The 13,156-nt window shown below is 27.3% G+C and carries 11 protein-coding genes; all 11 read left to right on the plus strand.

Features of this window, described 5'->3' with window-relative positions:
* The first annotated feature begins 60 nt into the window (after positions 1-60).
* The 11 genes from RWJ08_RS00190 to tsf all read left to right on the plus strand — a co-directional run bounded on the left by RWJ08_RS00190 (position 61) and on the right by tsf (position 13,066).
* Positions 61-753 carry an energy-coupling factor transporter transmembrane component T gene (locus RWJ08_RS00190; RefSeq protein WP_009732732.1) on the plus strand — a complete coding sequence of 231 codons (693 nt, stop codon included), beginning with the start codon at positions 61-63 and terminating at the stop codon, positions 751-753.
* On the plus strand, positions 731-2,158 hold the full coding sequence (locus RWJ08_RS00195; protein WP_313960680.1) for an ABC transporter ATP-binding protein: 1,428 nt from the start codon (positions 731-733) through the stop codon (positions 2,156-2,158). The genes RWJ08_RS00190 and RWJ08_RS00195 overlap by 23 nt, the downstream gene beginning before the upstream one ends.
* Positions 2,148-2,723, plus strand: a complete 576-nt coding sequence (locus tag RWJ08_RS00200) for an MptD family putative ECF transporter S component (RefSeq protein WP_293440616.1) — start codon at positions 2,148-2,150, stop codon at positions 2,721-2,723. Before RWJ08_RS00195 ends, RWJ08_RS00200 begins: the two co-directional genes overlap by 11 nt.
* A 272-nt stretch (positions 2,724-2,995) precedes the next feature.
* Complete coding sequence (gene glmU, locus RWJ08_RS00205; RefSeq protein WP_009372541.1) at positions 2,996-4,381, plus strand: bifunctional UDP-N-acetylglucosamine diphosphorylase/glucosamine-1-phosphate N-acetyltransferase GlmU; 1,386 nt, start codon at positions 2,996-2,998, stop codon at positions 4,379-4,381.
* Positions 4,382-4,397: 16 nt separating this feature from the next.
* Positions 4,398-5,360 (plus strand): ribose-phosphate pyrophosphokinase, encoded by a 963-nt coding sequence (locus tag RWJ08_RS00210; protein WP_313960681.1) that lies wholly within the window; start codon positions 4,398-4,400, stop codon positions 5,358-5,360.
* On the plus strand, positions 5,350-5,937 hold the full coding sequence (gene pth, locus RWJ08_RS00215; RefSeq protein WP_293440611.1) for an aminoacyl-tRNA hydrolase: 588 nt from the start codon (positions 5,350-5,352) through the stop codon (positions 5,935-5,937). The genes RWJ08_RS00210 and pth overlap by 11 nt, the downstream gene beginning before the upstream one ends.
* A 35-nt stretch (positions 5,938-5,972) precedes the next feature.
* Positions 5,973-9,479: a transcription-repair coupling factor gene (gene mfd / locus RWJ08_RS00220; RefSeq protein WP_313960682.1), complete on the plus strand. Its 3,507-nt coding sequence runs from the start codon at positions 5,973-5,975 to the stop codon at positions 9,477-9,479.
* 74 nt (positions 9,480-9,553) lie between these two features.
* Positions 9,554-10,540: a peptidylprolyl isomerase gene (locus RWJ08_RS00225; protein WP_009372411.1), complete on the plus strand. Its 987-nt coding sequence runs from the start codon at positions 9,554-9,556 to the stop codon at positions 10,538-10,540.
* 118 nt (positions 10,541-10,658) lie between these two features.
* A complete protein-coding gene (locus RWJ08_RS00230) occupies positions 10,659-10,937 on the plus strand; it encodes an HU family DNA-binding protein (RefSeq protein ID WP_009372569.1) in 279 nt (92 codons plus the stop codon).
* 197 nt (positions 10,938-11,134) lie between these two features.
* Entirely contained in the window at positions 11,135-11,902 is a 768-nt protein-coding gene (gene rpsB, locus RWJ08_RS00235) for a 30S ribosomal protein S2 (RefSeq protein ID WP_313960683.1), read from the plus strand.
* A gap of 93 nt (positions 11,903-11,995) precedes the next feature.
* The gene (gene tsf / locus RWJ08_RS00240) at positions 11,996-13,066 is read left to right on the plus strand and encodes a translation elongation factor Ts (RefSeq protein WP_313960684.1); all 1,071 of its coding nucleotides are present in this window, start codon (positions 11,996-11,998) and stop codon (positions 13,064-13,066) included.
* Positions 13,067-13,156 lie beyond the last annotated feature (90 nt).

Here is a 13,156-nt window from a genome sequence, read left to right on the forward strand (position 1 = left end):
TGCAAAGCATCGAGGAAGGGTGGGGTTCTTATTAATTTTTAATCGATTGGGGGAATTTATTTGATAGAGCAACGTAGAATAAATTTATTTGTCTTAATTTTTATGAATTTGATTTTTGGAACGTTGATTTTAGTGTGGAATAATTTCAAATTAGATATGATTTATTTTTGTATTTGTTCTTTAATTTTAATTTATAGTGGAAAGACTAAAAGATTTATAAAATTTCTAATTTTTTATCTTATTTGTTTGTATATAGTTTTTTATATAAAGTTGCCTGATGATTCATTTTTCTCCTTCATAGGTTTTATCAGTTATTCAAATGTAAAGATGTGTCCAACATACATGATAGCGAGTTTTATTGTTTTAGATATAAGAACAAGTGAATTGATTTATGTTTTAGGAAAATTGGGATTTGGTAAAAAAATCAGATTTGCATGTACGATTACTTTAAAATTTATTCCTATTTATTTTGCAGAAAAAAGAATTATAAAAAATGCTTTAAAACTTAGAGGAATAGATGTTTCATTTACCAAACCTATTAAACGATTTGAATATTATATTGTACCGACTCTTTTTAGAGCATCGAATATTGCAAATGAAATGACGGAGTCAGCATATACAAGATGTGCGATGTGTACTGATAATATGAATTCAATATACTATAAAAAGTTTGATATAGTAGATTTTATTCTTATTGTTATGTTGATTTTACTAGTTGCTTCTTGGGGAGGTGGATTTATTGATAAAATTTGAAAATGTAAGTTTTACTTATGAAGATTCTGATAAAAAAGCCTTAGAAGATATAAGTTTTGAAATAAATAAAGGAGAGTTGGTGTTAATAACAGGAGCTTCCGGTTCCGGTAAATCTACGATATACAAATGTATAAATGGACTAATTCCACATATTTATGACGGTGAACTTTTAGGAAATATTTTTATTGATGATAAAAATACGAAGGATTGTGAGAATTATGAGCTGTGCAAAATAATAGGTTCGGTTTCTCAAAATCCAAGAGGACAATTTTTTACTGATAATACCACTTCTGAATTGGCATTTACTTTGGAAAATTTGGGATATGAAGTTAAAGAAATTGTAAAAAAAATAAAAAATATTTCAAATTTCTTTGGTATTTCAAATATCTTAAATAAAAATGTTTTAGAAATTTCTGGGGGCGAAAAGCAAAAAATCTCTATTGCATGCGTTTCAATATTAGATGCAAAAACTTTAATATTTGATGAGCCTTCTGCAAATTTGGATTACTTGGGAATTGAGCTGTTGAAAGAAATTTTTCTAAAATTAAAGAAAAATGGATATACTATTGTCGTTGTTGAACATAGAATTTTTTATTTAAAAGAAATTTTTGATAGGTTAATTCATATAAATAAAGGGAAACTTATTGTAAATTTAGATAGAAAAGATGCTTTAAATTATAGTGCAGAAGATTTGAGAAGCTTAAATCCATTTGATAGAGAATTAACGATAATTAATAAATGTAGCAGAGAAGAGAAAATATTAGAAATAAGAAATCTTAAATTTAAAGATATTATAAAAGATATTTCTTTTGATGTTTATAGAGGTGAAATAGTTGGATTGGTAGGGAAAAACGGCGTTGGAAAATCTACAATTTCTAAGTTGATTTCTGGAATAAATAAGAAAACTTCTGGACAAATTTTAAGTAAAAGTTTACCTTTTGTTTTGATGCAAGATGTGGATTACCAATTATTTTCAGAAAGTGTATTTTCAGAGTTTTTCTTATCAAATAAAGACTTGACTGATGACGAAGTTTTGGAAATGCTAAAAGCCATTAATCTTTATGAAAAAAAAAATTGTCATCCATTTTCACTTTCTGGGGGAGAAAAACAAAGACTGCTTATGGGAATTTGTGCAAAAAGCAATTCAGACATTTTGATTTTAGATGAACCAACTAGTGGTTTGGATTTTAATAATATGATTATTATTTCTGATATTATAAAAAAATTATCAAAAGACAAAGCAATAATATTAATTTCTCATGACTATGAATTATTGTCAAGAGTTGTAGATAGAGTTATATTTCTTGAAGATGGAAAAATCACAGAGGATTTTATTTTAAAAGAAAAAAATCAACTAACTAATATTTTTCAAAAGATAAAAGGAGGAAAAGAAAATGAAAATTAAAGATTTAGTTTTGGTTGCTATTTTAGGAGCTTTAAATTTAGTTGTTTCAATGATTGTAACATTTGCATTATTTCCATTGGGACCATATGCTCATTGTATAAGTCCTGGAATTGCAGGATTGTTTGCAGGTACAGTTTTTGTGTTTATGTGTAATAAAGTTGGGAAAAAAGGTAGTTTCTTGCTCTTTTCAGGTGTTTATTTGATTGCGATGGCTGGTACAGGTTTCTATCTTCCGTGGATTATTTCATACACGGTTGCCTTTATTATTGGAGAAATTATACTATCATATACAGGATATCAAAATAAAATTGCTCAATTTATAGCTTTTGGATTGATTCAAGTAGGAAGTGAATGCGGACAAATAATACCAGTAAATTTCTTCTTAGAATCATTTAAGAAAACTTGGGTAGGAAAAAACGGAGTTACAGAGAGTGCAATAAATGAGATGATAAAATTTTCAACTGGAACATATGGAGCAATTAACCTTTTGATTGTATTTATACTAGGTGGACTTGGTGTTGTAATTGGAAATAAAATATTGAAAAAACATTTCAAAAAAATTTAAAAATTTGAAAAAAATTTAGATTAAAAGGGATATATTTACGTATATCTCTTTTGTTTTTTTTGAGCATATGTGTTATAATTAATATAGTTTTATGCCTTGTGATAAAACTATATTAATTTCATCGTAATTACCGTAAAAAAGTAGTTATAAAGGAACTGTGGTATAATTAAAAAATTTATGCCATATCATAAAACTTGATTTGAAGAAATAATACTAATTTAATTGAATATTATAATTTGTGATATATATTTTATATAGTTAGGAGTTAGAGTATGAATATTACAATCATATTAGCTGCAGGTGAAGGAACTAGAATGAAAAGTAAGAAATCAAAGGTTTTACATAAAATAGTTAATCGAACTTTGATTGATTATGTTTATGATGCTAGTTGTGATGCAGGTAGTGATAAAACTATAATTATTGTAGGGAAAAATAAAGTTGAAGTTGAAGATAAGTTTGGAGATAAGGTATCATATAAAGAACAAAAAATCGGTAAAGAATATCCTTATGGAACAGGTTATGCTGTTCAACTTGCTGTAGATGAAATCAGTGATGACGATAATGTTTTAATTTTGAGTGGGGATACTCCTTTAATAAAAGGAGAAACTTTGCAAAAATTGTTAGAAGAACATATTGCTATGAATTCAAAAGCAACTGTTCTTACAGCATTTATTGATGATACTACAGGATATGGTCATATTATAAAAGACAATAATGGTAAATTTTTAAAAATAGTTGAAGATAAGGATGCTACTATTGAAGAAAAGAGAGTAAAAGAAATAAATTCAGGAATTTATGTTTTTAATGGGAAAGCATTAAAAAATTCAATAACAAAGATAGATCAAAATAATGTTCAAAACGAATTATATCTTACAGATGCAATTAAAGTTTTAGTTCAAGATGGAGAGAATGTTTCAACTTATAAACTTGATGACATTGAAGAAATTTATGGTATAAATTCTAAGCTACAATTATTTGAAGCTGAAAAAATTATGCGTTATAGGATAAATTCAGAATATATGAAAAATGGTGTAGTAATGGAAAATCCAGAAAATACTGTGATTGAAAAGGGAATAAGTATAGGAATAGATACATTTATTGGAAGTGGTGCCAGAATTTTTGGAAATACGAGCATAGGAGAAAATGTATATATAACAGGAGATTCTTTTATAGAAAATTCTGTAATAGGAAATGATGTTGTAATTAGAAGTTCTTATATAGAAGATAGTACTGTTGGAGATTCTGTAACTATGGGACCTTTCGCTCATCTTAGACCAAATAGTATTTTAAAAAATGAAGTTCATATAGGAAATTTTGTTGAAGTTAAGAATTCAACAGTTGGAGAAAATACTAAAGCTGGACATTTATCATATATTGGAGATGCAATTGTAGGAAAAGATGTAAATATGGGTTGTGGGTCTATTTTAGTAAATTACGATGGTAAAAATAAACACATTTCTGAAATTGGAGATGGCTGTTTTGTAGGTAGTAATTCTAATATAGTTTCTCCAGTAAAAATTGCAAATGATACTTTTATTGCCGCTGGAACTACTGTTGTTTCAGATGTGGAAAATGAAGGTTCTTTAATAATTGGACGTAGTGAAACTTTTGAAAAAGAAAATTGGGTTTATAAAAAGAATTTAAAAATAAAAAAGTAATATTTTAGGAGGAATTATGTTAGCTTATACTGGACCTATGAAAATTTTTTCAGGAACTGCAAATAGAAAGTTTGCAGAAGATATTTGTAAATGTCTTGATATGCCATTGGGGGAAATTAATATCGGGAAATTTAGTGACGGTGAAATTAATCTTTCAGTTGAGGAAACTGTAAGAGGTTATGATGTTTACATTATTCAACCAACTTGCAATCCAACTAATGATAATTTAATGGAAGTATTAATTATGGTTGATGCTTTCAAGAGGGCTTCTGCTGGAAGAATTAACGTAGTTATTCCATATTATGGATATGCAAGGCAAGACAGAAAAACAAAAGCTAGAGAACCAATTACAGCAAAACTAGTTGCTAATTTGATTGAAAAATCAGGGGCTGATAGAGTTATAACTATGGATTTACATGCAGGACAAATTCAAGGATATTTTGATATTCCTGTAGATCATTTATCCGCTATTAAACCTCTTGCTGATTTCTTCAAGGATGAGTTAAAAGATGAAGACAAAAAAGATATGGTTGTAGTTTCTCCTGATTTAGGTGGAGTTACTAGATCTAGAAATTTCTCTAATTATTTGGATTTGCCTATTGCTATCTTAGAAAAGAGGAGACCTCGTCCAAATGTTTCTGAAGTAATGAATGTTATAGGAGATATTGAAGGAAAAACTTGTATAATTGTAGATGATATTATAGATACTGCTGGAACTATTACAAATGCTGCAAATGCTTTAATAGCTAAGGGAGCAAAAAAAGTTTATATCACTGCAAGTCATGGAGTATTTTCTGGAAAGGCAATAGAAAATATAGCTAATTCAAAAGTTGAAAAATGTGTTGTAACTGATACTATTCCTCAAGAAAAGAATTTAGGTGGTAAAATTGAAGTTGTTTCAGTAGCTCAATATTTTGCAAAGGCTATTGATAGAATAAATAACAATAGACCAGTGAGCATGCTTTTTGATGGAAGATAATATTTATTTAATAGTAGGCCTTGGAAATCCTGGTAAAAATTATGTAGAAACTAGACATAATGTAGGATATGGAGTTATTGATATTTTAGCTGATAAGTATAGTATCAATATGAAGAAAGAAAAATTTAAATCTTTCTATGGTCAAATAAATATGTTTAGAAAAAAATGTATTTTTTTAAAGCCACTTACTTATATGAATTTGTCAGGAGAAGCAGTTATAGATGCAGTAAATTATTTTAAAATAAAACCTGAAAATATTATAGTTGTATTAGATGATATAGATATTCCTTTTGGAACTGTTAGAATTAAGAAAAAAGGAAGTGCAGGAACACATAATGGTTTAAGGTCAATTATTTATCATTTAGAAACAGAAGATTTTCCTAGAGTTAGAATAAGTGTTGGGAAATGTCCTGATTATATGGATTTAAAAGATTTTGTTTTAAGTAAATTTTCATCAACTGAAGAAAAAATTTTGAAAAAAGAATTAGAAATTGCAGCAGATGCCGTTGAAGAGATAATAAAAAGTGATGTTGACAAAACAATGTGTAAATATAATGGAATGTGTATAGAGGAATAATATTCCTCTATATTTTTTATGAACAGGAGTTAATTATGAATTTTTTAATTGATTTTTTAAAAAATAATGAGTCATATTTGGATATGATTTCAAATTTAAAATTAAATAATGTTCCGATATATTGTAACGGACTTATAAAAGAGAGTTTATTCCATTTGATATATTCTATTTTCAATGATTTGCCTGATAAAAATTTAGTTTTATTAGTTGAAAACGATAATAGAGCTAATGAACTTTGCGATGAATTAAAAAATTTAGTTGGAGATAAGGTTGTTGTTTATCCTAATTTTGAAATAAGATTTCATAATATAAATAGTTTGGAAACTAATCTAGAAAATATAAGAATAGGAATAATGAATAGACTTCTTTCCAATGAAAAATTCATAATAATAACTACTGCAAGTGCTTTATCAAAAAAAATTAGCACTCCAAATTTTTTTAAATCTCATTATATTTACATTGATGAAAATTCTGAAATAAATTTAAATGAATTAACTGAAAAGTTAATAAAAATGCATTATGATAGAGTAGATTTTGTTGAAGCAAAAGGACAATTTTCAATAAGGGGATCTATATTTGATATATTCCCAGTAAATTTTGAAAATCCAATAAGAATAGAATTATTTGGTGATAATGTAGACTCAATACGTCTATTTGATATTAATAGTCAAAGATCTGTTGAAAAGTTGAATAAAGTAGAAATAATACCTGCTAAAGAAATGGTATTATCAAAAGATGATGTGGAAAATATTTTAAATGGACTGAATAAAGATATTGAAAAATTACAAAAGTTAAAATTATTTGGAAAAGATATTGAAAAAGCTACAGAAAAATTTTATCAAATTTTCAATGATTTAAAGGAGAATTATCATATTTCAAATATGGATTTAATTTCACCATATATAAAAAAAGGAAGCTATTCAACTCTTTTAGATTATTTAGAGAAAGATTCAATAATATGCACTGAAGATATTTTAAAAATTTATGATAGAAATTTAGAAATAGAAAATTTATTTCATGAAAATGTAGTATTTTCTATCGAAAATGCAGAAATTTTAGACTCACATAAAGATATTTTAATTCCTTTTGAACAAATTTTAAGAAGAATAAAAGAATTTAGTATAATTAACTTTACACAACTTTTAAAAAGGACAAAAATTATTAATCCTAAAAGTATTGTAAATTTAAAAACAATTGAAGCTGAAATGTTTAACAGAAAATTTGATTTATTATTTCAGAATTTGAAATCTAAATTACAAAGAGGGTATAAAATTGTTATCTTTGCAGGTTCATTAGAAAAGGCCAATAATTTGAAGGAGATTTTATTTGCTGAGAATATAAATTCTAATATAATTGAAGGATTAGAATTTGAATTAAAAAGTTCCATTTTAGGAATTTCTACATTAAATTTAGAATCAGGTTTTGAGTATCCAGTTCAAAAAGTACTTTTTTTAACACACAAAGAAATTTATGGGACTGTAAAAAAGGCTTCTAAAAAAGCAAAGAAGAAAAGTAAAGAAAATTTACTTGATTATACTGATTTAAATGTTGGAGATTTCGTAGTCCATGAGAATCATGGAATTGGGGAATATAGAGGGATTGAACAAATAGAAGTTGATGGAATTGTAAAAGACCATATTTTAATATTATATAAAGGAAATGACAAATTATATATACCAACTGACCAAATGAATTTAATTCAAAAATATATTGGAAAAGATGGATATCGACCAAAATTAAATAAATTAGGTTCTAGTGATTGGATAAAAACGAAAAATCGTGCTAAAAAAGTTTTAGATGAGATAGCATTAGACTTAGTTCAACTCTATGCGAAGAGAGATAAAATAAAGGGTTTTGCTTTTTCAGAGGATACAACTTGGCAAAAAGAATTTGAAGATAGTTTTATTTACGAAGAAACTTATTCACAGCTTAGAGCCATTAATGAAATAAAAAAAGATATGGAACAATTTAAGCCGATGGATAGATTGCTTTGTGGAGATGTTGGGTATGGAAAAACCGAAGTAGCATTAAGAGCTGCTTTTAAGGCCATGATGGACGATAAACAAGTTGCATTCTTAGTTCCAACAACTATTCTAGCTCAACAGCATTTTAATACTGCTAATGATAGAATAGGGGATTTTCCTTTAGAAATTGAAATGCTTAGTAGATTTAGAAGTCCTGCTAAACAAAAAGAAATTCTAAAAAATGTAAAAAATGGTAAAGTAAATTTACTTATAGGGACACACAAACTATTATCAAATAATTTAGAATTTAAAGATTTAGGACTTTTAATAATAGACGAAGAACAAAGATTTGGAGTTAAACATAAAGAGGCATTAAAAAAAATAAAAGAAAACATTGATGTATTATCACTATCTGCAACACCTATTCCTAGGACTATGCAAATGAGTTTAGTCGGAATTAGAGATATGAGTGTTTTAGATGATCCACCAGAAGAAAGAGTTACTATTGCTACTTTTGTTTTAGAATATAATGATTCAGTAATTCGGGAAGCAATATACAAGGAGTTGGATAGAGGTGGACAAGTTTATTTTGTCTATAATAGGATTCATGATATGGAAAAAATGTATGTTGAATTATCGAAACTAATTCCTGATGCTAGAATTGCAATGGCGCATAGTAAATTGTCTAACAAAGAGTTAGAGAATATAATGTATGATTTTCAAGAGGGAGAATATGATATATTATTATGCACTACAATTATTGAAACGGGAATGGATATTAAAAATTGTAATACTATGATTATATATGATGCAGATAAAATGGGATTGTCACAACTTTATCAGCTAAAAGGAAGAATAGGACGATCTACTAGGAGAGCATATGCATATTTTACATATGAGAAGGATAAAGCGCTTACTGAAATTTCAGAGAAGAGACTTATGGCAATAAGAGATTTTTCGGAATTTGGTTCTGGTTTTAAAATAGCTATGAGAGATTTGGAGCTTAGAGGTGCTGGAAATATTTTAGGAGAATGCCAATCTGGACATATAGAGACTATTGGATATGAAATGTACGTTAGAATGTTGGAAGAAAGCATAAAAACTATTAAGGGCGAAAACATTAATATAAAAAGTCAAACTACTATTGAATTATCTGTTGATGCATATATTCCTTCAAATTATATAGGAGATAGTAATCAAAAGATTGATATGTATAGAAAAATTGCTGCGATTTCCTCTAAGGAAGATTTTAATGAAATTTATGAAGAATTAACTGATAGATTTGGAGAAGTACCTGCTACAGTTTTAAATGTTATGAATGTTTCATACTTGAAGAGAATTTCATCAGAATTAAATTTTATAAAAATAATAGAAAGAGGAAAGTCAGTTGTATTTAATTTTGATCAATCAAATAAGAAGATTTTACAGCTAATAGGTAGCTTAACTGATGAATTATTTAGAAAAATAGAATTTAATTTGAATGAAAATGCTGAGTTAATATTTAATTATGATAAGGACAAATTGCCAGAAAGTATTAATTTTGTTGAAAATTTGCTATTTTTAAATCAAAAAAATTAAAAAAACTTTGACATTCCTAAAAAAATAATGTATAATATCAAAAGATTAGAATATTAGTCGAAAGGGAGAGAAATATGAAAAATAGATTTATAAAATTTACAAGTGCCATTGTACTGTCAGCAATGCTTTTAACAGCATGTGCATCGGCTCCAAAAGGTGCAATGGTAAAAATTGGGGATAAGTATATTACTGAAGAACAAGTACAAAAAGAATATGATAGAGTTATTTCATCATATACTGATGAACAAAAAGAAAAATATGATGAATCAACTGAAGAGGGAAAAACTGCTTCTTTAACTTTGAAACAAAATATTTTAGAAATGTTTTCTAATATTGAGGTTGTAAAGCAAAAATTTGCTAAGTTAGAAAAAGAGTATAAAGACGAAGGAAAATCTGAAGAAGATATAGCTAAGGTAACAGTAACCGAAGAAGAAGTTAATGAAAGTCTAAGTAAAGTTAAAGAACAGTTAGGTGATAAATTTAATGAAGAACTTGAAAAAGCAAAACTTACTGAAGACGAATTAAAATATAAAATTGAAGATAATTTATATTCTTCTAAATTTCAAACTTGGTTCGCAGAAAATTATACACCAACAGATGAAGAAGTTGCAGAAAAATATAAGGGAAGTGATTTTGATGGTCCACAAATTAATGCAAGTCATATTTTAGTGGAAACAGAAGAAGATGCAAAGAAAGTAAAAAGTCGTTTAGATGCTGGTGAAAAATTTGAAGATGTTGCAACCGAAGTTTCAAAAGATCCTTCAGTTAAAAATAATAAAGGTGTTTTAGGAACATTTACTAAAGGAATAATGGTTCAAGAGTTTTATGATGCAGCAGTAAAATTAAAAGTTGGAGAAATTAGTGAACCAGTAAAGACAAAATTTGGGTACCATATAATCAAATTGAATGAAATTGTTGAAGATTATAGTCAATTTACAGATGAAAGCAAGAAACTTATAAGTCAAAAATTGAAACAAAAAATATTATCTGAAAAGTTTAAAACTGAATTTGAAAGTATTCAAAAGGAAGTTGGATACCTACCAATTAAAAATTTTAAATAAATCAGTTAAATTACTTGATATTTTTTAAAAATTGATATATAATAATATTGCACAATGGTTAAGTGACCATTTTATAGGCAATTATTAAATATAATAGTGTATTTAGGAGGAAATTTTAATGAACAAATCTGAATTATTGGCTAGCATGGCCGAAAAAGGAAAAATCACAAAAGTAGATGCTGAAAGAGCATTAAATGCGTTTATTCAAACTGTTGAAGAAACACTTGTTAAAGGGGAAAAAGTTCAATTAGTTGGATTTGGAACTTTCGAAGCTAGAGAAAGAAAAGCAAGAAATGGTAGAAATCCTAGAAACCCTAAAGAAGTTATTAAAATCCCAGCATCAAAAGCTCCAGTATTCAAAGCTGGAAAATCATTAAAAGAAATAGTAAATAAATAATTTTTGAATGCTAATAAAAAAATCAGACTTAGTGTCTGATTTTTTTTTCAAAATTTTAATGATTTATGTTGAAAAATAAAATGTATTATGTTATAATAATTTGGTGAATAATCACATATTCTGATTGAACAAGTGTTGCCCATGTGGTTCTTGTCAAGTTGATGAATATGGGTGGCTAAAAACAGGAGGTAATAAAAATGTCACAAGTAATTTTAATGAAAAACTTATTAGAAGCAGGAGTACATTTTGGTCATCAAACTAGAAGATGGAATCCAAAAATGTCAAAATTTATTTTTACAGAAAGAAATGGAATCTATATTATTGATTTACAAAAGACTGTAAAACAAATTGAACAAGCATATGATTTTGTAAGAGAAATTGTTGCAGATGGTGGTAGAGTTCTATTTGTTGGAACTAAAAAACAAGCTCAAGAAGCTGTTGAAACAGAAGCAAAGAGAAGTGGACAATTCTATGTTAGTCATAGATGGTTAGGTGGAATGTTGACTAACTATAAGACTATTAGAAAAAGAATTGAAAGATTAAAAAAATTAGAACTTATGGAAGAAGATGGTACTTTCCAAAGATTACCTAAGAAAGAAGTTATTAAATTAAGAAGAGAAGCTGAAAAATTAGAAAAATTCTTAGGTGGAATTAAAGAAATGGATAAACTTCCTAATGTTCTTTTTGTAATAGATCCAAAGAATGAAAAAATTGCTGTAAATGAAGCAAGAATATTAGGTATTCCAGTTATTGGTGTTGTTGATACTAACTGTGATCCTGATGAAGTTGATATCGCTATTCCAGGAAATGATGATGCTATTAGAGCCGTAAAATTATTAACAGGTACTATTGCTAATGCTATTGTAGAAGCTAAGCAAGGAGAACAAGTTGAGGCAGAAGAAACAGAAACTGTAGTAGAAGAAGTAGTGGAAATTGAAGAAGTTTCTGAGGAAGTAGCTGAATAATAAGCAAGTAGAACTTTAAGGGGTAAGGATTTAAATTTATAATATTTATCCTTACCTTATTTTTATAGATTATATTAATAATAGGAGGATTTTATGGAAATTACTGCAAAATTGGTAAAAGATTTAAGAGAAGCCACTGGAGCTGGAATGATGGAATGTAAGAAAGCATTACAAGAAGTTAGTGGAGATATGGAAAAAGCTATTGAATTTTTAAGAGAAAAGGGTTTAGCTAAAGCTGCTAAAAAAGCAAATAAGGTTGCTGCTGAAGGTTTAATTACTTTAGTACTTGATGAAAACAACACTAAAGCTGCTCTTACTGAAGTAAATTCACAAACAGATTTTGTTGCTAAAAATGAAAATTTCGTCGCATTAACTAAAAAAGTTACTGAACATGTATTTAATAATGAAATAAAGAATATTGAGGAATTAAATGCATCAAATATAGATGGAACTAATTTTGAAGAATTCTTGAAATTACAAATTTCTTCAATTGGAGAAAATATTGTAGTTAGAAGATTGGCATTTGCAAAAGCATGTTGTGAAAATAGTATAGTATGTGGATATGTTCACTTTAATAAAAAAGTTGGTGTTATTCTTAAAGCTAATTGTGATAGCGAAGCTACAAAGAAAGGTGCAAAAGATTTATTACAAAACATTTGTATGCATATTTCAGCAATGAAGCCACAATACTTGAGTTATAAAGATTTAGATGCTGATTTTGTTGAAAAAGAATATTTAGCTCTTAAAGGATCAATTGAAAAAGAAAATGAAGAATTAGTTAGACTTGGAAAACAATTAAAGAGAATTCCAAAGTTTGCTTCAATGTCTCAAATAACTGATGAAGTTTTAAGAGCTGAAGAAGAATTATTAAAAGAAGAATTGAAGAAACAAGGAAAACCTGAAAAAATTTGGGATAAAATTTTACCTGGACAAATCGAAAGATTTATTCAAGACAATACATTAATTGATCAACAATATGCTTTATTCAGTCAACAATATGTATTAGATGATAGTAAAACAGTTTTAGAAGCTGTGAATGATAAAGCAAAAGAGTTAGGTGGAAATATTGAAATAGTAGAATACACTAGATTCGAAGTAGGTGAAGGATTAGAAAAGAAAGAAGAAAACTTTGCTGAAGAAGTTGCAAAACAAATGGGATTATAAAAAAGTTTAAAGGCAGTGATTTAATTCACTGTCTTTTTTTATTGTGAAATAACAAGATTCCCAGACGCTCCTCCAGATGGAAAGGTGGGG

Origin of the sequence: uncultured Parvimonas sp., from assembly GCF_963524015.1 — a bacterium.
Taxonomy (GTDB): Bacteria; Bacillota; Clostridia; order Tissierellales; family Peptoniphilaceae; genus Parvimonas.

Coding starts and splice junctions, on each gene's coding strand:
- RWJ08_RS00200 (WP_293440616.1), top strand. CDS start 2,148: ATGAAAATTAAAGATTTAGTTTTGGTTGCTATTTTAGGAGCTTTAAAT.
- glmU (WP_009372541.1), top strand. CDS start 2,996: ATGAATATTACAATCATATTAGCTGCAGGTGAAGGAACTAGAATGAAA.
- RWJ08_RS00210 (WP_313960681.1), top strand. CDS start 4,398: ATGTTAGCTTATACTGGACCTATGAAAATTTTTTCAGGAACTGCAAAT.
- pth (WP_293440611.1), top strand. CDS start 5,350: ATGGAAGATAATATTTATTTAATAGTAGGCCTTGGAAATCCTGGTAAA.
- mfd (WP_313960682.1), top strand. CDS start 5,973: ATGAATTTTTTAATTGATTTTTTAAAAAATAATGAGTCATATTTGGAT.
- RWJ08_RS00225 (WP_009372411.1), top strand. CDS start 9,554: ATGAAAAATAGATTTATAAAATTTACAAGTGCCATTGTACTGTCAGCA.
- RWJ08_RS00230 (WP_009372569.1), top strand. CDS start 10,659: ATGAACAAATCTGAATTATTGGCTAGCATGGCCGAAAAAGGAAAAATC.
- rpsB (WP_313960683.1), top strand. CDS start 11,135: ATGTCACAAGTAATTTTAATGAAAAACTTATTAGAAGCAGGAGTACAT.
- tsf (WP_313960684.1), top strand. CDS start 11,996: ATGGAAATTACTGCAAAATTGGTAAAAGATTTAAGAGAAGCCACTGGA.